This window comes from Photorhabdus africana, assembly GCF_035181445.1.
Taxonomy (GTDB): Bacteria; Pseudomonadota; Gammaproteobacteria; order Enterobacterales; family Enterobacteriaceae; genus Photorhabdus; species Photorhabdus laumondii.
Genome location: NZ_JAXBVE010000012.1, coordinates 23511 through 48593 on the forward strand (window position 1 = coordinate 23511; position 25083 = coordinate 48593).

The window sequence follows — 25083 nt, forward strand, 5'->3', positions numbered from 1 at the left end:
TATACCCCGTCAGTTAAGGTTGTTCTGAGCTTTTAATAAAAAATCTCTGGTTCTTTTGGTCACTAGGTTATCCAGATTCTTCATTGCTAATGTTTCTGCAATAGAGTTTATTGTGTTCCTTTTTAACACATCAGTCGCGGGATGAATCGTGACCATATCTGACTCAAGATAGTTTCTGCGCGCATTAAGAATTTCATGGGAGACTAGGATGCTGTGCACTACTTTATCCAGAGGCCTTCTTTTCCCAAGCAGCGCCGACATTGAATAATTTTCAGGTTTAATGATTTCCTGATAGTTAAACTGTTCATGACACCGCTCATCAATAAAGAGTAAATGGTGCGTCAGTTCATGCAACAGAAACTCTGCGACATCATGGGATGTCAAATTTCCATGACCGCTAATCCAGATACTGCCTATTGCCGTTGAAGATGAACCACCAAATGATGAGGCACTGAGTTCATTGGTTGATTGTCTGAAGAAAATGGTGTGGATGACCAGATCGAATATTAGCTTAATATCAGCATTGCTACTGGAGAGCTGGATATATCCTTTTCTGACGAGTTCAGAAAGCTCGCGGTATCTCTCAGCACTATGCCTGCCGCCGATCATCTTTAACTGATTCAGATCATCGAGTTCCCCCGGTTGATAGGCATTTTTTAACGCATTTATTTTTTCATCATCTACAACAATGATATCCTCACCCACGTTAACAGGTTGATAGGGTTGGTGTTTCTGAATAAATTTGAGATAAAATGGTCTGAGGTCATCAGTATTTGTAACCTGTTGCCCATTGAGGAATTGCCGGGATAAAAGATAGACATTTTTCACTAGCTCTTGTTTACCAAGGATACTCAGCATATAGGCTCCAGAGAAATATAAAGCACCCAATATCTGGGTGCTTGATTTTTATGCGTCAAAAGCAAGCATATTCATTGGTCCAAGAACGGACACTTCTTCACTTTCCATTTTGTTAACCTGGATTTCTGTTGCTTCAATTTCGATTTCTTTTACTGAGCTGATCAGTTCTTGAATATCCATAGTGTATTATCTCATATATGATATTTTAGTATATCCAATCATGTATTGGGTATACTAAAACTAGCAGCGATATTTTTCTGCTTCCACATCAAATTGATAAAGATGTGATGATAATCATATTTATCAAAAGTGAAATAATTTGGGGCGATTCACAACCAGGTTGTGTAACGTTATCAACATCTCCTCTGGCATATCATCAATTAATTCAGCAAGGTCACTGATTGAGTATTGCCCGGTTTCATGCATCCGGTACAGCTCTTTTTGTTGTTTATCAGAAAGTTTTGGCTGCTTTCCTCGTTGTTTCCCTTTCGCCCTGGCGATAGCCATACCTTCCCGGGTGCGCAGGCGTATCAGATCCCCCTCAAATTCGGCAAAGGTAGCCAGTATGTTGAAGAACATTTTCCCCATCGGGTCTGTCGGATCGTAGATGCTGGTTCCCAGTGCCAATTTTACGCTTCCGGCCTGTAGTTTGTCAGCAATCTCAAATATTAATTATAAATTAATATTTTTAAAACAATTCTGTAATTAGCAATTGAGGAGTTAAAATGGAAATTGAATTTATTGAAGAATCTGAGCCATCAGTTGAAGTTCTTTGTAATAGTGTTGATTGTCCATAACAACTAAACTAAATCCCCTCTGATTGGATTTAGGGGGGAAGGTATATAATGATGAACCAAAGAGAAATAAACATATATTTATCAAAGTTAATATCAAATCCAAAATATTCGATAAAAATGTATGAAAATCTAAATAAATTTATGGATAAATATTATATAGCTACGGAGAGCAGAGAAGTATTAATTAATTTTTTTAAAAAAATGGAGGAAGATTTGTTAGTTCGTCGATTTTGCAAAAAATAAAGAGAATGGATGGTTTGAAAGCAGCACTTACCAATGTATATAAATATTTAGGTGAAGAGAAGTTTGAGTTCGAATTTGAAAAATATTTAAATAGCCTTCCTTTTAATAATGAAGTTAAAAGGAATCTTGTTATCGAATCTAAGGTTTTTTGTAGTTTCATAATCGACTCAACTGGAGATGATGTACTAAAACTAATTGCATTATATGAGAAAGAAAAGAACAGCCTTATAATTGATCTTCAAAATATGAATGATAATTGGATAGATTATACACCAAATATTGACATAGCTCCGCTGGAAAAAGTGTTTATTATTTCTCATCCAACAGTGAGAGTGAAAAAATTTACTAAAAACATTAGTGTATTACTAAATAACGTTTCATAATTCTGCTACACATGACCTTCTTCAACCCATTGTTATATATGTAATTATGAGTGGTATAAGATGTAGCACTATTTTAGAATCTTATTTAGATCTTCTTCATAAGGGGGAATCTCCTAGTATTTTGAAAGAAAATTTAATGGAAAGAGAAAGTAATATTATGTTTTATAAGAAAAACAAATCCCGAGAAATTATCTCATGTATGATGGGTGATGTTATCTGTCATATTATCTTGTCGTGTAAGAATGTAATATTAGCTAGTAATATATTTAATGAAGTGAATGAATGTTATGATATCGACAAGGATACCTTCATATCTTCTCTTAAAATGCTAAATTCAAATGGTTTAATCTTTCTTAGTGCTAAGGATATTCTCAATGAGTAAATATGAAAAGCTTGGTATTGGTGTTAACTATAAGTCATCTTTTTCGAAAGAAATTTATAAAAATATTCAACATATTGATGTTCTTGAAGTACATTCTGAAAATTTTTTTGGGATAAGGAAGATATTTATTTAGAAAAATGCTGTAACGAGGTTCCAATTATATTTCATGGTATTGATATGTCATTGGGAAGCGAGGAGAGTTTGGATAGTGAATATATAAATAAATTAAAGCAGGTTGTTAATGATAAAAACCCCAAATGGTATAGTGATCATTTATCAGCGACACGGCACGTAGATATTGAGATTGGGCATTTAATGCCAATACAATTCTCAATTGAAAATGCATGTAAAATAATAGAAAAAATAAAGAAAATAAAATCACAATTTAGTGATAGATTTATTATTGAAAATATTGCTTATTATTATGAAATGTCTTTTTCTGATTTGTCAGAAATTGAATTTATAAATAGAATAATAAAAGGTAGTGATTGTGGTATGTTGTTGGATATTAATAACTTATATATTAATTCAATAAATCATAATTATGACCCAGAAGAATTTTTGCTAAAACTACCATTAGGTCATGTTGTAGAAATTCATTTGGCTGGTGGGGCATAGTAAGTTTGATATGATTATAGATACTCATGCTAATGATATATACCCGTCATCTTTCAAGTTGCTTCTTTGTCGGCTGCACTCACCCACCCCGGTCACATAGTTCTCTATGCTCCCGATGATAGATTTTTACAGGAATTGGATTTTATTACTTATGAAATCAAAGGTAACAAAATATCCTGTTCCTCTATTTAGAACTCACAATGTAGTTTATATTCGCTCGTTAACATTAAACGAGCGAATATGGGTTCAATTACATAATCACGTCGGCGGCCGTATCATTTTCATCCTCACTCACAGTAAACCACGGGAAATATTGGTTCTGTCGCAGCCAGCCTTTTGCGGTAATAACCCGGATTTCCCGCCCAATCGGATCATAAATATGCGTATCGGCATAGGCCCCTTTTCTGGCGCTGTCATCACTCACATATCGCCAGTCGTTGAGGAAATAGGGCTGATAAGTTCGTATCGTCTGTCCCTTATTGTCATATTCAGTGCGTCCCGTGACCGCCCAGCGCGTTTTGGTATCTTCCATTTTTGTCACCAGAGAACCATCTTGGTTACGTTGCCAAGCTTCGCCTGCCTCATGCCGTACAGACGCTTGCAGCAAACGGCCAAAACCATCACTGAATGCGACTTGTTGACGAATTTGCTGTTCAGAATCGCGGTCATAACGGTCCGTGGTCAGCGTAAGGTTATGGGGAGGTAAACCGATGCTGTTGGTTAGCAGCTTAACCAATGGTGTGCTGGCCTGTTGAGTTTGCAACCAACGGCGGCGAGCCAGTGCACAAATACGCCAATCTTCCGTGATAATCCGTAAATCACGCAGCGTCTTCCGTTCTTCCTGCGTTAATGTGTTGAAGGTTTCCTGACTGAATGCTGGCATCCAACTGTCCGGTGCATAGACCAGACACTGGGCGACAGGGAGTGGTCCGGTTAGAGCAATGGCAGTATTGATATCGATTGGTGGAGAGAACGGCTTTTCTTCCGGTGAAGAGTAACCTGTTTTCACACCATTTTCGATTCCCCAGAAGCGTTGCGTGACAGGGCGTCCTAGTGCATCCAAGATTATGAGATGCACATTATTATTGATATCAGTCAGTTGCACAGGTGTGAGAAAACGCCAGTCATAATTGGCTAAGACAGTCAAACCAGCCGCGTCTTGGGTTTGAGTGATGACACAGTAGTAGGTATCCCATTGCAGCGTCGTTTTCCCGGTTAGCAGGGTGTTACGTTGTGCGGCAGGACGCCAAAATTGTGCCTCAGTTCCGTAATCGGTATAGCCTTTACGTGCTACCCAGACTTTGTTTTCGCCGGTACGTGGGAACAGATAAGGCTCTTGTTGATATCCTGCTTGTGTCAGAATGTCGGGTAATTCATCTGGCGTGATACCGCCATCAAATGCGGATAACAGGGATTCTGTTAATACCGCCGTTTCGGTAAAGGCGATTAAAGCTTGTCGTGTCGGTATTTCCAATGGCGCTTGGGTTTTCCCATCGGTATAGAACGTTCGTTGCTGATTGAGGTATTCGCGTGGTTTGTCATCGGCAATCAGACTATTTTCAGCACATAGGGCTTCCAGATTTAAACCGTCAACAGGCACCTGTTTGGCATCGTAAGTAAAGGCATCACTGCGTGTACCATTCGGTAATCCCAACACTCGGAGCTCATTACCGATTAGATGATGCCAACTGGATTGCTGGCAGGTTAATCGCAATAGTTGTTGTTGATCGTCATAACTGCTGGTAAATAGCGTATCCGGTAGTGTATCGGGATACGGATTGGTTGTTGGTTGATTGCGGCGGGGATATTGCACTGAAACCTGTTTCAGTGGTTGCCCGAATAGGTCACTGGACAGCGTGATATCCTGATTGCACTGAGGATCACCGATAATACGTTCATAGTGATAACTGCGGCTTTCCACGACTGAGGTCCAGAGCACCGGGGAAGCGGTAGTGTCATCTTGTAATTGGCGCACTTGTGGACGGGATTCAGTCACTGTATAGGGAATCTTTTGCTGTGCGCTGCCATCTAGTCCGTAGAGTTCACTACGCAGTGGCTGACCTTTTAGTGCCCGGTTTAACCAGTACCGATTATGGTCATTTTCTGGTGTCAACGGAACATCTTTGCCCTCTTTCCAGAGAGTAAAACGTGGTGTAAAACCGGTGAACGCTTGTTTATCACCACGCCAATACCCAGTGGATAGCGTCTTGTCTACCTCAGGGACGCCGGTGGCATACCAGCTTTTGGTGAGTGCCGGCGGTGTACGTTCCAGCGCATTACCTTGAGCCAGTTGATGGCTGTCTGTCTGCTCAACATAACCAAAGCCACGAAATTCCCGCTCACGTCCATCCCAAGCGCCGTGAGCGTAACGTAGAGTGGTCACTAATTTATTGCCGCTGATTTCATCCTCGGTTTCTGTTTGCCACAGGGTATGGACTGGGAAGGGCAGATAACAAACCGGTGTTTGTCCGGTTGCTAATGCGGCGGCTTTGTCATCCAGCCAGAATTGGACAGAGCTACGGTAATGCAGGGTGTGATGAGCGCCCATATTGTTGTTCATTTCACTGAGCAACCACGGTTTTGTGTTAGTCAGATCGCAGCGCCAATGATGTGGTGCCATATGCGGTACGCTCAGGATCAGGCTGACAGCCCCTAATCCTTGTACATCGGCCACTTGTAACTGGCAAGTATCATCAAAATGCAGGCCGTCAGGAAAATGGAGTGTGAATGGTTTTGCAAAGCCGTTACCACTTTCATTCTTGAAAATCGTCAGACGGTCAGCATGAACATAAATCAAATCGGCAGGACCACTGCCGTCCAGATCGGCCAGATGAACTCGGTCGGGATTAAAATTGGCGACAGATTGGCTGAATCCCGGCAATGTAATTGGTTGACCAAAACGGCCATGTCCCAGATTTGGCCAGCAGGTGACTTGAGTTGCACTAACTTCAACCAGATGTGCTTGGCCCGAACCGAGTACGTCACTAAATGCCACTAATTTACGGGCATCGGCACCCGGTAACGGCAGAGTGATATCACCGGATTGCACCACATCCCGCCCTTGGGTAAAACCATCACGGTTATTAGCATACAAACGCACACTTTTGGGACCAATTAGCACTAAATCGGACAGCCCGGCCCCCATTAAATCGGCAAGTTGAGCACGGGGATGCGAATATTCTATTGGCAAGGCATCTAATGGTGTGAAACGTGTCCAGCTACCGTCCGGGTGTTGGCTGTGATAGCCCCTTAGCCCCGGTCCAGTGATAACCCAGTCCAGTTGCCCGTCACCGTTAATATCCATCAGTGAGGCGTTATCCTGCAAAGCTGGCGTGATGGGAAGGAGCTGCATTTTCCCCCAGGTGACCGCATTCATCTCTTCCCCGGCTTGACGTTGGGCAGATCGATACCACCAGCCATTTCTATCCTGATAGAGAATACCGGGTATGCCTTCTCCTTTCAGGTCAAGTAGTTGCCAGCGCTGAATGGTGTTGAAGTTTGCCAGTACATTCATTGATTGCCAGCGTGCTTTTTGTTCTGGCTCAAAAGGCTGGTAAGCCAGCTCCAGTGGTGGCAGTGAGATGACGGTATTGTTGTCCTCATGACCTATCCGACGGACAGAAACGAGCGTGCTGATCACCGCGTTTTCATCGTAATCCAGTATCAGACGTGAAACCAACGTGGGTTCATCGTCCCCTTTTGCTTGACCAGACAGGGTTTGCAGACGGTGAAACATCAGGATTTGACGGCATAAGCGCCGGGTGCGCAATTCAAAACCGTATTCATAACGGGAAAAACGGTCTTGGCGGCAAAGCCAGAGACTTGAGGCTTTAAACGGCGGTATTTCAGATAAGCTGTTTTTGCGTTCACCGTAATCAAATACTAAACAGAACAACCAGCCAGATTTGAGTGGGTCATCTCCGTTGAGCGTGGGAAAAACTTCGCTGGCGGTCAGGTTACCGTAATGTATTGCTTGCAGATAGCGTTGAACGGTTGCATTCGAGTGGGCTGCGAGCTCGTCAGTTTCGCAATCTGTTTCATCTTCGGCTCGATATTGATAATAAATCTGCTCACCGTGGGATGATACCGAGGCTTCCAACAACCATTGTGCTGTTTGGTTAATATATTGTGCTGTTTGCGTAGCATCTGGTGGATTGCTGATACGTGCCTGAGGATTTTTGCCCAGTAAATGGACCTGTCCGTCGGGGCTGTATATCAGCCAGAAATCGGTTGGGCCTGTTGTTTTGGGTTGCCAGTATTCCAACCGGCTAAAGTGGCTTTCCAGACGGGAACGATAACCGGTAACGGTGAAGGTCGTTCCTAAATTGATGCCCTGTAATGAGGATTCACTGCGGATATCAGCTTGACCACTCTCATTTAATGCGACGACCAACACTTCACCTTCCGGCCCCAGAAAAGTATCGGTCTCATCGTAATTCGGCACGCCGGTACTGGTGCGACGACGAATTGTCATGACGTTGCAATCCCACCCGAGACCAAACGGGCTGTTACCGGTTCCACTGTTGTAATTCAGAGTGAGCGAGGGTGCGTAACCACGTCCGGCAGAAATGGGTAATGGCAGGGATAAGGCGGCTATACCATTCGGCCCGGCTGGTGTTAACGCTTCACCCATACCGGTAATGGCCCCGCCGCCTTTGGGTAATGACAGCTCGGTAACACTGAATGTCTGTGAATTCTGCATGAAAACTCCTTACAGGCCCCCGGTTCGGAGCCTGTTTTAGTACGTTGGGACGGTTATTTAATGGTGTAGCGAATATGCAAAATGATATCGTTCAGGGTTTTTAGCATAGTGGCTTGTTTACCTTTCTCTGGCATGGATGCATTTGGGAAACTCAGTGTCAGCGAGCCTTGATCAATGGCAATGCCTTCGAATGGCAGGAATTTGCCATCGTTGAAATCGAGCTGGAATTGGCCGCTGTCATTCAGACCGTGAGAAACTGCCAGTGCTTCGCAGCCGTTAGCTAATCCGGCTTTATCGCCGTAAGACAATATTGCCTGCACATCCTGATAGGGTCCCAGTAGCGCGGGCAGGGTGACACTGATCTGTTTGATACGTCGAATTTTGCCAAGCGATGCCGGGTAATCTTCGCGGATTTTCAAATCGGCTAATGAAATGGATGCCTGCAAAGAGGTTTTAGTATCTGTGCCGGTGCCAAATGCCAAATTATTATTACCACTGCCGACACTGCCTGAACCTTTACTCACCAGCTTGTCAATTTCCTGACTCAGGGAGAAGGGGCCTTTATCTTGCGGTAATCCTGCATAAACTTCGGCCAGCGACACCGTGCGCTCGACCTCTAGCGCACGTTTATCGCGTTTCAGATGGGCATCTTCCATTTGCGCCAGACTCAGCATCAAGGTTTCACCAGCAAGCAGGCCGGCATAGGTTCCTTGCCAGGCGCCCGGTTTAATAAAGCGTGCAGAGTTATCATTGAGTTCCCAACGGTAAGCTTGTTCTGCCATGAGACAACGCGCCACAGCCAAATCGTAGAACTGGAAGTAAATCGCCGCCAATCGGCCACGTAGCCAGTTGTACAACGCTTGATTGCTGAACTTACGTTGTAGGAAGGCCAATTGGGATTGAGTCTGTTCTTGCTGGGTTTTCAGACTGGTTTTTTGCAATACGGCGGCTTCACGGCGTACTGTCAGCGATTTAAGTTGGGCGTCGAGTTGTTTCAGCTCAGCTTCGGCATTATTACGCTGGATCTCCCACTCTTGACGGCGACGACGGTAGGTTTCAGATTGGCTAATTTTATCCGCTTCGGTGTTCATAACATTAGCGGAGAATTCCATCACATAACCTGTTGCCTCAGCGATAGCGCCCCAACGGCTGCCACCACCGGCGAAGCCGAAGATGTTAGGCACCAGATCAGCCGCTGCACCAGCCAGACGGGATGCTTGAACCGCCGTGGTAAGCCCGGCTGCGGACGCTCGTAGCGTCATAGCTTGGTTTTCACCGGCGTTGATGTTTTCATCATACAGTTTGCTATAGCTATCAAAGCGCGATTGGGCTCCCGCTTTGGATTTTTCCAGCACGGTTTTCTCAGCATCTATTTCTTCGATGGTTTTGTCCTGAATGCTCAGGTTAGTCAATATCAGTTCTGCGGCCTGATTTTGTAATAACGCATTGAGTGCTTCCGCGTCCTGACGTTCGATAATATTTTGTAACGTGGAACCGAACTGGATGAGTTGGCTAACCATGCCGCGTGCATTTTCCAGCATGTGCGGGAAACGCCACAGGGACATAAATGACTCTGGTAGTTTGCCCCCACTTTGAGAAGTGGCAACGGCGGCGCTGAGTAACGCTTTTGGATCTGCCGGTGTGGCATAGATTGGCAGATATAGCGGTTGACCGTCGATAGAGAGGTCATGACGCAGGTTGTATACTTTCTGAGCCAATGTTTGCCAGTAATTCATCATCACTTCATTGATTTGCGGCAGGAAGAGATCGGTCAGGGTATTGGCACTGCGCAATGATAAAGGTGCCGGTGTACTCTGCCGCAGAGCGACTATTGAGCTTGAGTAAGCATTTTGGGTAGTAATATCAGCGGCTCTGTCTAGCCGTGGATCACTCCATGTCGTACTCAGCGGCAGATAAGGTTTATCACCTAATAGATGCAGCGCTTGCATATACCACATCTTCGCTTCGTTAAGTGTATCGCGCTCCAATTGGCGGTAAGCATGATCGCCGCGTGCTATCAACAGATCAAGGGTGCGCATAAAGGTTGAGACTTTGTAGTGCATCGGATCGTGTTGTGCTACCGCGTCAGGATCGACGGAATCTAAAGGATCACTGTTCCAACTGGTATCTTCCAGTAACGGGCGGACATTCCACTGATAGTTCTGAATCTGGCCGTGAACAATATAACCGGATGGGCTCCAGACATATTTCAGCCAGCGGTTCGCTTCATCAAAGTTTTGTTCATGCAACAAACGTTGAGCAACCAACATCGGGGTATAGTAGAACAGTTCCCAGAAATAAAGGCTGTTAGCACCGCTGAAATCCATTGGTTCGCTACTAATATTATTCAGGACATTGACGCTCTCAAAATGGGTCAAAATGGATTTAGGGTTTATTGTTACTATTCCTTTATCATCTCTAACAAAGTGAGGGCCCCACCAAGTACCATCTGATGGTGATTTCTTGAAGGTCATGTAAACCTTGGCGCTGTAATCCTGGTTCAATGGAACATCATCAAGAGGAATAAATAATGTGATGCTTATATTTGTATCTTTTAGCTGGCCTGAATAGATAATATGTGAATTATTATCAACAACATGTTTGAGATAAAGCTTAAACCAACGTTCATCACCATGAGTTGATGGGTTATAGGGAGGTATCACGAACGTAGCATAGAAACCTTTGTCTAACTGTGGTTCCTGAATATTCTGAGTTTCCATACTCAGAATCGTATCGATTCCGGTGGTGGCGCGTGCAACCAATTGGCGGGCAAAAAGGGTATTCAGACGAATACGGTAGACTTGCCATTGCATATATTGCGCACCATTTTCATTATGGTGCAAGGTCAGGGCATTATCGGTACTCACCTTGCGGGTAACAGGAATACTGAAACTTTCATAACCCAGTTTATGCCCATCCTCCGCCAATGCAGTAAAGGTGACATCAATACTGGCTGAGTTATTATTAAAATTCAGACCAGTACCATCTATTTCGAGGGTATTAAATTGATAATTCATTTCATCAAAGCTAGGTGATGGCTGAATGGAGACATTTTTATCCGCAGTAAAAGTTTGTTCTTTGCTACCGGCTTTTACTGTTACCTGAACTTTTGCCGGGGAAATTGCAGTATTGATCTCTACTGCGTTATAGACATCAGTAGCAATAATACGGAGTCCATTATTTTTTTCCTCCATATAGAGATATTGCTTAAATAAAGGCTCTTGATTAGAAGTATCTATAATATAGCCGTTATTACTATTGGTAATTTTTGAATATAGGCTTTGCTTCCAATTAGGAAGAAAGACACTGACTTCACCAAATTGGTTATCCCGATAAAACAGTAACCTGCTTTGGCTATTATTGGTGGTGTTTCCACTATATTGATAAACTGGGTATATTAACTTTTTATTTGATGTCCATTGTGTATTGACACTCAGATTGGTATAGATAATAAATTTATCCCCCAATTTGCCATATTTTTTTATTAGGTTGCATTGATTACGAGTTCGATCATCAGCTCCTTCATAGGTAATTCTTAACTTAGGTGAGATATGGATTTTTAAATCACTTGATGATGCTTGGTAATGGATAATTGGAATATCTCCGCCATGAACCATACTGAGATTATATTCTCCTCGACCATAACCATTATTGCTATTTATTGATGAAGGAATCTCATAATCCTCCGCATAGCGGTTATTCACTCTTCTGACACTATTAGTATCAAATTGTTTATAGCTGTTATTCCGATAAGCTTCACATTGTTCCTTGGTCATATCTTTGGATGCCATATCGGCAAAGATATATAGTCCTTGCATTGAAGCGGTTTTGTAGCCATCTAGTGTGTCTTGTTGGTTATAAAACATCACCAGCAACGTATCTTCACCCTGATAATCGGCACAATAGAGCCCGGGCGCTTTATTTTTTTTCAGTTCTAGCTTGGATATTTTTTCATTGACATCAAAGGTGATTGGCGTATTCCAGGTACCGTCATAGCGGATATGCGCCAATTTCAGTTCATAACGATAATTCGTCTCGGTTTGATAGCCATCTTTGCTATTTCCTGTCTGTTTGGTAATCTCCTTTTGTTCCAACCAGAGCAGATACAAGCGGGATTTATATATTACTGGACGGATAGTGCTTTTATAAGGATTAATTGGACAATCAATTTTGTGCCACTCGCTCCAGGCATTAGCCGCGAATTTACCGTCGCTGAATTTACTGTGATCGACACTGCGCCAATAATATTCACCGGCATCAGTTTCATTAAGTCCAATAAAGTAGGTCAGCCCTTGATCGTTATTAATATTATCGTGATATGCGCTAACAACTTTGAGATTGGCTACCTGTTCAAACGACGTCAGGTAAGACATAAAGGCATCTTCGACCGTATCGGCGTTTAATTGGCTTTGGCTGACGGATTGCAGTAATGCGCCCATCATTTTGGTTTGTCCGATGCGCATGGTCGGATCAATATAGTTTTCCGGGTAGTAAACTAATTGAGAAACACCTGACCAAGTGCTGTAGCGTTTATTATATTTGTCCCAGTCGATAAAGAACTGGCGGCTGATAACGCCTGAATCGGCATTTTCTTCCACATTTTCCAGCGCCCGATTGACATACAGTTGAATGCTAGCAATGGCTTCGGCGATTCGGGTGGTTTTGATTGCAGCGGAAACCTGATTATCAATCAGTAAGTATTGATACAGGTCATCACGGCTTTTAATGGCTGCCGCTGGCTTGGCAACTTGACGGGTATAGTAGGTGCTTAATGCGGCACTGCGGGATTCATCCAGAAAAGCGTTTAATGTATCCGCTTGTTGTGAATTCAATCCGGCGGTTAATACGCCCGCCGCATTTTCCCACTGGGCGTAGGTCGGGGTTTTTTGATTGGATTGAATATAATCCAGTCCGACCAAAGCAGCAACGCCCTGCGGGGCGACATTCAATTGTTGTGCAACATAAACCCATTGCAGAATAGTATTGATAGATGTCCAACAGGAGAAAGCATTTTCTTGTGTCACTGGAGGAAGGTGTTGATGATTTTGTGCTTGAATACTGGCTTGTAACAGCAAATTGGCATCAAGATTCATGGCGTCAGCCAGTTGTTCCGCCGTTAAAGTGTTAGCTTCTAATGCCGCTAATACGGAGGAGGCTTTTTCGCCTAGCGCGTTAACCCAATCCGCAAAACGCGTCAGTGTGATCAATGAAAGCGCATCATGCGTAGGTGCTGCCCCAGTAGACGCGCCAAACATTTCTGGTTTTGTCACAAACAGGCGGAAGGCGTTTTCGTTAATGCCGGTGGAGTGGTAAACCATTTCCAATTGTGCCAGAGCCTGGCAATACTGAACGATATGCTCCCGCATTTCTACTGCTTCCGATGAACCCGGCGTATACTTAGTATTCAACCAGTCCCAGAATTTTTCTGCTGTCATTGCACCGTCGCCGGGCTTTAACTTATCTGCCCAAAGCAGCACTGAATGAGCGACATTTTCCGATGATAATTGTAAGGAAGCCGCAATATAGGGCGCCATAACAGGTAATAAATCTGCTTTGTCTTTATCAAAATTTTGTAAACCGTGGTAGACGATATCTAGCAGATTCTTAATTTCAGGCGTTAGTGTTTTATTATAGCTGGTGGCGGTCATGACAAATAACTGGAACACACTCCACTTCTGTGTTTGTAACCAGCCGGTAATGGTATTGAGTTTTCTGATCAGGCTCGCCAATTGCTTATCATTGCTAGCGGATAAATTAGTTTCCCCTTCACCCACAGCAACCAGCAATAAATCCAATTCATCAATGGTTAATTGATGGGTTTCTGCCAGTAATTTCCCAATATATAAATTGGAAAGATTCCTTAGGCTATTTTTAATCTTTCCATCTTGATTATTATGGTCGGTAATTTTGAGTAGTCGGTAGAGTGAGACATCATCGATATTAAATGCACGCTTGAGTATGGTTTTGCGCCAATCACCGTTACTACCGGGATTTAAATCAATCTCTTCATCTCCGGTAGAAAAATATTGGCCGTTCAGTAATGGTGTATTAAACAGGCGATCAAATTGGCTAGGTTGATTTTCATATGAACGTTGTGAAATAGGGGCATTGCATAGTATCAGGGCAGTTTCAGCATTAATAGCATAACGCTGCATATAGTATTTAGTCAGAAAAACTTTACCTAATACTTCTGTGTTGATGTCCAGTTGCTGATTAACACTGCGCACAATGCCTTCCAGAATCGTGGGTGACAATTCTGTTGCACGGGATAGACGAATCGCCTTATTGAGTTTTAGCAGGAAAGAGTATTGGTTATATTCCTCAACGGTAAATTTTGCGGTGGCATAATGGTGTCCTCCATTAGATACTCGTTGTAGACCGATTTCAAAAGGTTGACTAATATCAGTTGGCGTTAACGTGATACCCATTGTGTATTCGGTGTTTACTTGGGGAGTCATATCGATTCGAGCAAGTTCTTTACCATCTTTTAATTCAATTTTCAGGTAAATAGCATCATCTTTGGATGTTTTAAAATTATAGTTTAATTTATAATTTTCACCACCCAAAGGGAATAAGCTCACTTCATTTAGCTGATAGGGGTTTATTATATATTCCCTAGTAATCCGATATACCTTGACCGTGCCATCACTACTGTTGACTACCGGAGTAATGAGCTGGTTATGACTATATTCCTGTTGACCAAAATTGCTGGCTTTACCAATAAACTGGCTAAGTTCTTCATCACTTAAATTATAATAACGTTTAAGGTATTCCGGCATAGCCAGTGAAGCCGGTTCGATATTACCAAAATTTTTCTTATAAAGTTCCTCTGCATTACCTTCGGTAATCTCTTCCGTCAAAATATTAAACAGCTCAGGTGAGATTGAGGCATTAATACCCAATAGGGAGGCTTGATGCATTAGCCCGGCAATTGCCGGTGATGCATTGAGTTGCTTAAGTCCAGGATCTTGTAGCTGGATAACTTCACGCACATTTTCATAAGCATCGTGATAAGGCGTCGCGCCGGAAGGACGGAAAGTGGAGAGCATTTCCATCACTTTGGTATAATTATCCAGATTAGACTCAGTTTTAATACTTTCCAATAATAGCTCGTTGGATAACGAGAGTGTGGAAAGTTCTGTATCCATATTTTGCTGACTGAGCGCCATTGATTTGAGATCTGGGCGGCGGGTATCCAGACGGTAAACAGAGTCGTTGGCGTGTAAATTGCGTGCCTCACGATAAAGCTCAGTCAAATAAGCGGCGGGGGAGAACATAGAGGAAACTTCACCTGGCGCGACATATTGACTGGCTCTACCGCTAAATTGGTTGTTATAGCCTATCAATTCGGCATTAGGGGTGATGATGGCAAGATGTACGGCATTTTGTAATTGAGGATTAGCGCGTTTAAGAATACGCGCTTCATATAGCCGATTATCCTTTTGGGCCTGTTGTGCATCATGATATAAATCGCGTGCTTCGGACCAAGAGAGGTGGGCAGATACTTGCTGGCGAAATTCGTTAAAAGAGCTGTGGCTAATATCTGTCAGGCAATTAAAACCACACTGGCTTTTTAATGCATCAGGTATCTCTTTTACAGGTGAATTCATATTTATTCCTTTTAAATCATAAAGTAAATGAAACATCCGTGTTGTCTTTACATCATGGATCAATCAGAGAATGATTCCGTTCCATCGGAAGAATAGATAATCAAATATAGATTTTGAGAAATAGCTGAGATATGCATAAGCAATAACTTGTGAGTGAAAAGCAGACATATCTTGATCTCTCGGAGAATCACTATCTCACTGTTTTGTTTAAATAGCTGTTGCAAAAAAAGCAGATGCAAAATTTGCAACTGATTTTCTAATCAGGGTTGGCTGGAAATGGCGCGGTGTTGTTCTCGTGATGAACTGTACGAGGAAAGCGAAGTTCAGTGATAACGAATATAAATTGTGCAATTTATTTAATGTTAAAATTGCGCTAATTACATGTTAATCATGATGGTATTTTATCAACTAATTGAAATATTTAATTAAATATTTAATCATGCCTATTCTCCCTTAATGATAATAGGTCAAATTTCTTTATGATCATTATTGTAACATAAGGCAGGGTTATAATTTATTTTGCAACAATAATGAAAATTGTTTGATAACTGCTAAGAATAAAGATGATAAAACTCAACCTCAGTTAATGCATACTTTGATGTTAAATAATGCAAAAAAGTAGTTTTAATGTTTTCTTGTTAATATTCCATTCTATTTCGGATGGAATGATTAGTTAAAATAAGAAGGATATATGATGCTATTTTGTTCAAAGAATTTGAAGTATTTTATGGAGTCAGCGAAAAAAGAGTCATTTACTTTAGCAGCAGATACACTTTGTATTACTCCCTCTCCCTTAAGTAGGATCATATATCAACTGGAACAACGTGTAGGTTGCCAATTATTTGAAAGATTACCGGGAAGGACTAAACTGACTGAGGAAGGGAGGGCCTTATATCAGGAGCTATTGCCGTGCTATGAGAGGATGCAGCGTGTTGAGGATAACTGGCATTATCGGAGAAGCGAGAGATTAGCGAACGCTGGCAAACTTATTATTGGGACAAGTGGAGAATATATTAATAAAATTTCGGCAGTGATAAAAAGAGCGGTGCAACGTTATCATTATCGTGATATTTACATAAAAAATAATTTTCTAGTTGATGATTCAGCAAGAAAAGAAGCCATCTTTTCTTCTTTAATGAAAGAAGATATAACCGTCTATGTGACGACTGAACATTATCCTGACAACGATAATATTATAAGAATAGATGGAACTTATCAGGTGCTGCGTCTTGCTATTGCTAATGATATTTTAGGATCGGAAAGTCATGCTGATGATATTATACACACATTGCCTTTGGCTCAGCATAATAGTGCATTCTTGAAACAATGTGACGGCTTTATTCCACGGAATGGTCTACCTGAGTACCAAAATTTAACTTTGCTAACTGTACCTGATTTCACTAATCGGTTGGATTTAGTGAGATCAGGTATCGCGATAAGTTTAATGACACCTAATGAAGTGATCTGTTCTGCTGATCTTCATAAAGGCATTACCTTTTTGAATTTTAAATTGTATCCAACACCATCAGTGAAATATTGTGCTTATACTCTCAGAAGTAAGTATAACGAGCCGTTGAATTTATTAATTTCCGATTTAATTGTTTAAAGGTTATCTTGAAATCCATAGAGTATATAGGGAGTTATCACTTTTATTCCCTGACTTTTTAATCGGTTACGTAATGCGTGGCTGGCGTACTGCATATTGACTTTCATGACATTGACCTGCACTGAGTACCACATTCAGTGGGTGGCCTTTTCCATCGACAGCCAGATGGATTATTCTATCTCAGCCTATTGCGGGACACCGCCTAATATTACGGATAGCCAGCCCACGGTTATCGTGAACACTGACGGTAGGCGTATGGTGATAAAGTTTTGGGTCAATGTTTTTCATTATTTACTTCCTTTGTTGTGTTGATTGAATTCAGTCCTTTTACATAATAGGGATAATTTTTCTATTCAGGTAATTGAAATAACAGTGGCATGTAAGATGATTTTTAATAACAGGCCCTGATTAGGGCCTGTTGCAGGTGATGGTTATTCGAGAATAGTGTAACGAATATGCAGAATAATATCGGTCAGCATCTGTAATATGGTTTTTTGTTTACTGGTGGCATTGGGGAAACTTAGCGTTAATGTCCCTTTATCATTAATATCGATCCCTTCAAACGGCAGGAATTTGCCATCGTTGAAATCGAGTTGGAATTGACCATTGTCATTCAGGCCGTGGGAGAGCGCCAAGGCTTTACAACCTTTAGCTAAGCCGGTGGCGTCACCACCATAAGACAGAACCGCTTGAACATCTTGATAGGGTCCCAATAGTGATGGTAAGGAGACACTAATTTGTTTAATGCGGCGTGTTTTGCCTAACTGCATCTCTTCCGGGTAATCATCTTTGAGTTTCAGGTCTTGCAGGGTTAGCGTCGTGGATAGCGTATTGTTGGTTAATTTCAATTGATTACCGTCATTACCGACGGAAGTCTCTTTATCTCCTTGTAGCAACGCTTCAATCTTATCTTTCAAAGCAAAGCTTTTCTCCCCTAAGGATTGGTACACCTGCGCCAGAGAAACCGTGCGTTCCACTTCCAGCGCACGTTGTTCTTGTTTCAGATGGGCATCTTCCATTTGTGCTAGGTTCAACATTAGGGTTTCTCCGGCGAGCAGACCGGCATAGGTTCCCTGCCAGGCTCCCGGTTTAATAAAGCGTGCAGAGGAATTGTTAGTTTCCCAACGGTAAGCTTGTTCCGCCATCAGACAACGGGCGACGACTAAATCGTAAAATTGGAAGTAAATGGCAGCTAACCGACCACGTAACCAGTTGTACAGCGCTTGATTGCTGAATTTGCGTTGCAGAAAAGCCAGTTGAGCTTGAGTTTGTTCCTGTTGGGTTTTTAGGCTGGTTTTCTGTAATACCGCCGCTTCACGGCGTACTGTTAGCGATTTCAGTTGAGCATCGATTTGTTTCATCTCTGCTTCGGCATTATTACGCTGGATTTCCCACTCTTGACGGCGACGGCGCCATATTTCAGATTGCGAGACTTTCTCCGCTTCAATTAATAGACCGTCTGCGGCGATCCCGCCACCAATAGCAATGGCATTGGCAATTGCCCCAAAGCGTGTTCCCCCGACCGCAAAGCCGTAGATATTGGGTACCATCTCCAGCGCGGCGGCAGCCATGTGCAAGCCTTTCAATCCGCTGGTAATACTTTGGGAAGCTATTCGCATATCCAGAGCTTGACGTTCACCGGCGTTGACATCTTCATCGTATAATTTGCTGTAGTTGTTAAAGCGCGATTGTGCCCCGGCTTTGGATTTTTCCAGCACGGTTTTTTCAGCATCTATTTCTTCGATGGTTTTGTCCTGAATGCTTAGCGTCGTTAATATCAGCTCCTTGGCTTGATTTTGCAGCAGAGCATTTAGGGCCTCAGCATCTTGGCGTTCAATAATATTTTGCAACGTGGAACCGAACTGTGTGAGTTGAGTGACCATGCTGCGGGCATTTTCTAGCATATGCGGGAAGCGCCACAGCGACATAAATGGCTGTGGGAGAGGGCCTCCACCTTGAGAAGTGGCAACGGCGGCGCTGAGTAATGCTTTTGGATCGGCCGGTGTGGCATACATCGGCAGATAGAGCGGTTGACCGTCGATAGAGAGATTATGACGCAAGTTATACAGGCGCAGTTCCAATTTGTTCCAGTAGCTCAACATAACGTCGTTGATTTGTGGCAGGAAAAGATCGGTCAGGGTATTAGCGGAGCGCAATAATAATGCGGGTGTTTGCGTGCCTTGTCGTAGGGTAGTTATTGCGTAGGAATATGCTTTTTGTATGGTCGTGTCTGCGGCATTGTCCAGACGTGGATTATTCCATGCAGAACTCAGCGGCAGATAGGGTTTATCGCCCAACAGGTGCAGTGCCTGCATATACCACATTTTGGCCTCGTTCAGCGTATCCCGCTCCAGTTGGCGATAGGCATGATCGCCACGAGCCATCAGCAGATCGAGAGTGCGCATAAAGGTGGCTACTTTATAGTGCATTGGATCGTGCTGTGCCACCGCATCAGGATCAACGGAATCCAAAGGATCACTGTTCCAACTGGTATTTTCTAGGAACGGGCGTACATTCCAGCGATAGTTTTTAATTTGACCACGAACAATATAACCGGATGGGCTCCAGACATATTTCAGCCAACGGTTAGCTTCATCGAAGTTTTGTTCATGTAGCAAACGTTGAGCAACCAGCATCGGGGTATAGTAGAACAGTTCCCAGAAATAGAGGCTGTTAGCGCCGCTGAAATCCATTGGTTCCGAGAAAGTTTGTATTACTCTGGCTGATGCAAGCCCTGGGAAGGTCCCATTATTATAGGTAGTGTCGAATGTAGCGGGTTTATTATTATCCTCTTTAACGAATCGAATGAAATGTGTTTCTGCTTTTTGATAGGCGGCGTAAACATAGAGATTGTTTTTATTCCCATAAGCGTTATCAACGCGAGGTAAGAATAATTTTACTGTCGTTTGTGTAATATCGCTTAATGTTCCCTGATAAATAGGAAAATGATCACCTGCTTTAAAAATATCACCATACATAATCTTAAATGATTTATTAGTGCCGTGGACATCAGTATTATATTTATCCATAACGATTTCTATATAAGCCCCTATCCCCATCATCGGTTCCTGAATATTCTGAGTTTCCATACTTAGAATTGTATCAATACCCGTAGTGGCGCGTTCAACTAATTGGCGAGCAAATAGAGTATTAAGACGAATGTGATAGGGCCCCCATTGCATATATTGAGCGCCATTCTTGTCATGAAAAAGCGTTAGAGCATTATCGGTTTTAACCTTTTGAATAACAGGGATATTGAAAGCTTCATAACCCAGTTTGCGTCCATCTTCTGCCAGTGCGGTAAAAGTGACATCAATACTGGCTGAATTGTTAGTAAAATTCAGATTAGAGCCATCTATTTCGAGAGCATTAAATTGGTAACACATTTCTTCAAAGCTAGGTGATGGTTGACCAGAGACATTATTATTCGCTGTAAAAAGATATTCTTTATTGCCAACTTTGATTGTGATTTGAACCTTTTCAGAAGAGATTGCTGTGTTGATATTTATTGATTCCCCAACATCGGTGGAAATACCACCTGATTTATCCTCCATATAGAAATATTGCTTAAATAGAGATTCGTCATCAGACGTATCGATATAACTATCATTGCTATTGGTATTTGTTGAGTATAGCTCTTTTTGAATAGTAGGAAGGAAGGCTTTTACCTTGTCATTTGTATTATCTCGAAAAAATAGTAATCTACCTTCATTATTATTGGTGACATTTCCACGATATTGATAAACAGGATAGATGAGTTTTTTATTTGATGCCCAATATGTATTGACATTCAGATTTGTATAAATAATAAATTTATCACCTGGCTTACCGTATTTCTTTATTAGATTACACTGAATACGCTCTCGACCTTCTTTTCCATCATGAATTATTCTTAATTTTGGTGAAATATAGATTTTTAAATCACTTGATGCAGCTGTGTAATTGATAACTATACTTCCGCCATATACTTGGCTAAGATTATGCTCTCCCCAATCATGGCTATTGCTATGATTTATCGATGAAGGAATTTCATAATCCTCTGCATATCGGTTATTTATTCTTATGACGCTATTAGTATCAGAATTAGTATCGAAATGTGTATAACCGTTATTTCGATAAGAGTTACATTGTTCATTGGTCATATCTTTGGAAGACATATCGGAGAAAATATAAAATCCTTGCATTGGAGCAGTTTTATAATCATCCAATTTCTCTTTTTTTCTATAAAACATGACCAACAAGGTGTCTTCCCCTTGATAACCTGCGCAATAGAGTCCGGGGGCTTGAGATTTTTCCAGTTCTAATGCTGATATTTTGCTATTCACATCAAAGGCTATTGGTACATTCCAGGTACCATCATAACGAATATGAGCCAATTTTAATTCATAGTAATAGTCAGTAATGACTTTATTATCCTTATCTTGTTTAGCTGTTTCCTTTTGTTCTAGCCAAATCAGATATAAGCGGGATTTATAGATAACTGGGCGGATGGTGCTTTGGTAGGGATTAATTGCGCAGTCAATTTTGTGCCATTCACTCCAGGCATTAGCAGCGAATTTACCATCGTTGAATTTACTATGATCGACACTGCGCCAGTAATATTGATTAATTTCTGTTTTGCTGTGTCCGATAAAATAAGTCAGACCTTGGTCATTATTAACATTGTCATGATAAGCACTAATGACTTCCAAATTAGCGACTTGCTCAAACGAGGTCAGGTAAGATTTAAATGCATCTTCTACCGTATCGGCATTTAATTGGCTCTGGCTGACGGATTGCAATAGCGTATCCATCATTTTCGTTTGTCCAATACGCATCGTCGGGTCGATGTAATTTTCGGGATAGTAAACTAATTGTGAAACGCCAGCCCAAGTACTGTAACGTTTATTATATTTATCCCAATCGATAAAAAATTGACGGGTAATAATATCAGAAACGGCATGGGTTTCTACATTTTCCATTGCCCGGTTGACGTACAATTGAAGACTGGCAATGGCTTCGGCAATGCGTGTGGTTTTTATTGTAGAGGACACTTGATTATCAATCAGTAAATATTGGTATAAATCGTCACGGCTTTTAATTGCTGCTGCCCGGTTAGTAATCTTGCCAATATAATAATTGCTTAATGCAGTACTGCGAGATTCGTCCAGAAATGCGTGTAGAGTATTCATTTGTTGAGTGTCTAACCCGGCAGTTAATACCATAGCTGCATTTTCCCATTGGGAATAGGTCAGTTTTTTTTGAACCGGCTGTATATAATCCAATGCTATCAGGGATGAAATACCTTGTGGGGCGATATTAAAATTATTTGCTACATTGGTCCATTGCAGAATAACGTCGATGGATTGCCAATTGGAGAATGTATTTTCTTTAGTAACCTGCTTATAATTTTGTGCTTGAATACTGGCTTGTTCTAATAAATTAGCATCAAGATTCATGGCATTAGCCAGTTGTTCTGCGGTTAAAGTTTTATTTTCAAAAGCGGTTAGAATAGGGGAGGCTTTTTCACCTAGTGTGTTAACCCAATTAGCAAAGCGGGTTAGGATGATTAATGTTGGTGCATTATGGGCTGGTGTCGCTTTATCAGGTTCATCAGAAATACCAAAAATGGTTGGTTGTTCTATGAACAGGCGGAAAGCGTTTTCATTAATACCGGAAGAACGATAAATCATTGTTAATTGTGCCAGACAGTGACAGTACTGAATAATTTGTTCCTGCATTTCTGGCGGTTTTGATAATTCTAAAATTCTCCTATTTTGTAACCAGTCCCAGAATTTTTCTGCGGTTATTTTCTTTTCGCTTGGTTTTATTTTATCAGCCCAGAGAAGAATAGAATGTGCGATATTTTCAGACGGTAATTGTAGCGTTGCGGCAATATAAGGCGATATGGTAGTCAAAAGATCTGTTTTCTTTTCATCATAGTTCTGTAAGCCATTGTAGACCGTATTGAGTAAGTTTTGAATTTCAGGCGTTAACGTTTTGTCATAGTTGGTGGTGGTCATTAAAAATAACTGATAGACACTCCACTTTTGTGTACGCAGCCAATTACTTAGGCTATCGAGTCTGTTTATGAGTTTCTCCAGTTCTTTATCATCAATAGTATATAAATCTCTCTTATCTTCACCGATAGTCATCAGGAGTAAATAGAGTTCATCAATCGTTAATTGGTGAATATCTGCCAGTAGTTTAGTCATATAGAGATTGGAAAGATTTTTTATATTATTAGCAATTTTCCCATCTTTATTTTCATGATTAGCAATATTGAGCAATCGATAAAGAGAAATATCATCGACATTAAAAGCACGTTTAAGTACTGTTTTGTGCCAGTTATCGGTATCGGTACTGTTCAGATTTAAGTCAATATTGGTGTCTTCGGTAACGAAACATTGTCCGTTGAGTGGTGGGGTATTAAATAGGCGATCAAATTGGCTAGGTTGATTACAATAGGAATATTGTGAAATGGAATCATTACATAGTATTAAGGCAGTTTCAGTATCAATGTTGTATTTCTGCATATAGTATTTAACTAGAAATATTTTCCCTAATACAATTGGGTTAATATTCTGTTCTGGAACAATTTCATCTAGTTTTAAAAATGACAGGTTTACGGCTCGTGATAATAAAATAATTTTATTGATTTTTAATAAATGTATTTTATGAGTATTCAGTTCATTATCTGGATATTTGCGAATAAATTGGCTGAGCTCTTCATCACTAAAGTTATAATAACTTTTCAGATATTCTGGCATTGCCAGCCAGGTAGGATCAATATCGCCAAAATTCTTTTTGTAAATATCCTCTGCATTAGCCTCGGTAATTTCTTCGGTTAGAATATTAAACAGTTCCGGCGAGATAGAGTGATTAATTCCTAACAGTGAAGCTTGATGCATTAATCCAGCAACTGCCGGTGATTGCTGAAATTGCTTAAGTTGAGGATCTTGTAATTGGATAGCTTTACGCACATTTTCATAAGCATCGTGATAAGGTATCGTACCGGCAGGACGGAAAGTGGATAACATTTCCATCACCTTAGTATCGCTGTCCAGATTAGACTGATTAGCTTTAATTCCTTCCAACAAAATTTCATTAGACAGAGAAAGAGTGGAAAGCTCGGTATCCATATTTTGCTGATTGAGCGCCATTGATTTGAGATCTGGGCGGCGGTTATCCAGATAATAAACGGAGTCGCTGGCGTGTAAATTGCGTGCCTCACGATAAAGCTCAGTCAAATAAGCGGCGGGGGAGAACATAGAGGAAACCGAACCCGGTGCTACATATTGGCTGGCTCGGCCACCGAATTCATTATTATAGCCTCGCAATTCAGCATGAGGGAGGGTAATGCCGAGGTGTACTGCATTTTGCAACTGCGGGTTAGCGCGTTTGAGAATACGTGCTTCATATAATTGATTCTCTTTTTGTTCTTGTTGTGCATCACGATATAAGCGGTTGGTCTCTGACCAGGAGAGATGATCAGAGACTTGCTGCCGGAATTCATTAAAAGAATAGTGGCAAATATCGGTCAGACAATTAATACCACATTGGCTTTGTAATACATCAGGTATCTCTTTCACGTATGAGTTCATGTTTATTCCTTTTAAATCATAAGGTAAATAAAACATCCGTGTGATTTCTGTACCGTCGATACAAATCGATACAATAAGAGAAGAGAATGATTCCGTTCTATAGGAAGATGAGGATCATCACTATGTCACTGTTTTCTTCAAATAGCTGTTGCAAAAAAAGCAGCTGCAAAATTTGCAATTGGTTTTTGATCAAATCTGGATGTGGAAAATCAGTAAAGGCCAGTTTTTTTATATATCGTGGACTGCTTCTTTTGGGAATGGGATATTTTTGTCATTGTATCCGTCATTATATTTACAATAA

The 25083-nt window shown here is 41.5% G+C and carries 9 protein-coding genes and 1 pseudogene; 4 read left to right on the top strand and 6 right to left on the bottom strand.

Annotated elements, in window-relative coordinates; translation table 11 throughout:
- Positions 1–9 precede the first annotated feature (9 nt).
- The 3 genes and pseudogenes from SLS51_RS09095 to SLS51_RS09105 all read right to left on the bottom strand — a co-directional run.
- A complete protein-coding gene (locus SLS51_RS09095) occupies positions 10–858 on the bottom strand; it encodes an aKG-HExxH-type peptide beta-hydroxylase (RefSeq protein WP_323837558.1) in 849 nt (282 codons plus the stop codon).
- Between the two features lie 48 nt (positions 859–906).
- Entirely contained in the window at positions 907–1038 is a 132-nt protein-coding gene (locus SLS51_RS09100) for a hypothetical protein (protein ID WP_323837560.1), read from the bottom strand.
- A 123-nt stretch (positions 1039–1161) separates the two neighbouring features.
- Positions 1162–1521 (bottom strand): annotated as a pseudogene (locus tag SLS51_RS09105) (recombinase family protein); the annotation flags it as partial.
- Positions 1522–1903: 382 nt separating this feature from the next.
- Between SLS51_RS09105 and SLS51_RS09110 the strand changes: the two are divergent.
- From SLS51_RS09110 to SLS51_RS09120, 3 genes are all read left to right on the top strand, one after another.
- The gene (locus tag SLS51_RS09110; RefSeq protein ID WP_323837562.1) at positions 1904–2281 is read left to right on the top strand and encodes a hypothetical protein; all 378 of its coding nucleotides are present in this window, start codon (positions 1904–1906) and stop codon (positions 2279–2281) included.
- Between the two features lie 374 nt (positions 2282–2655).
- Positions 2656–2796 (top strand): hypothetical protein, encoded by a 141-nt coding sequence (locus SLS51_RS09115; protein ID WP_323837564.1) that lies wholly within the window; start codon positions 2656–2658, stop codon positions 2794–2796.
- Between the two features lie 44 nt (positions 2797–2840).
- On the top strand, positions 2841–3281 hold the full coding sequence (locus SLS51_RS09120; RefSeq protein WP_323837566.1) for an MbnB/TglH/ChrH family RiPP precursor modification enzyme: 441 nt from the start codon (positions 2841–2843) through the stop codon (positions 3279–3281).
- Positions 3282–3531: 250 nt separating this feature from the next.
- Here the strand turns inward: SLS51_RS09120 and SLS51_RS09125 are convergent, their stop codons facing one another.
- A complete protein-coding gene (locus SLS51_RS09125) occupies positions 3532–7983 on the bottom strand; it encodes a SpvB/TcaC N-terminal domain-containing protein (protein WP_323837568.1) in 4452 nt (1483 codons plus the stop codon).
- A 53-nt stretch (positions 7984–8036) separates the two neighbouring features.
- Complete coding sequence (locus SLS51_RS09130) at positions 8037–15593, bottom strand: Tc toxin subunit A-related protein (RefSeq protein ID WP_323837570.1); 7557 nt, start codon at positions 15591–15593, stop codon at positions 8037–8039.
- Positions 15594–16287: 694 nt separating this feature from the next.
- Between SLS51_RS09130 and SLS51_RS09135 the strand changes: the two genes are divergently transcribed.
- A complete protein-coding gene (locus SLS51_RS09135; protein ID WP_323837676.1) occupies positions 16288–17199 on the top strand; it encodes a LysR family transcriptional regulator in 912 nt (303 codons plus the stop codon).
- Between the two features lie 431 nt (positions 17200–17630).
- Here the strand turns inward: SLS51_RS09135 and SLS51_RS09145 are convergent, their stop codons facing one another.
- Positions 17631–24782, bottom strand: coding sequence for a Tc toxin subunit A-related protein (locus tag SLS51_RS09145; protein ID WP_323837572.1), 7152 nt, complete (start codon positions 24780–24782; stop codon positions 17631–17633).
- Between the last annotated feature and the right edge of the window lie 301 nt (positions 24783–25083).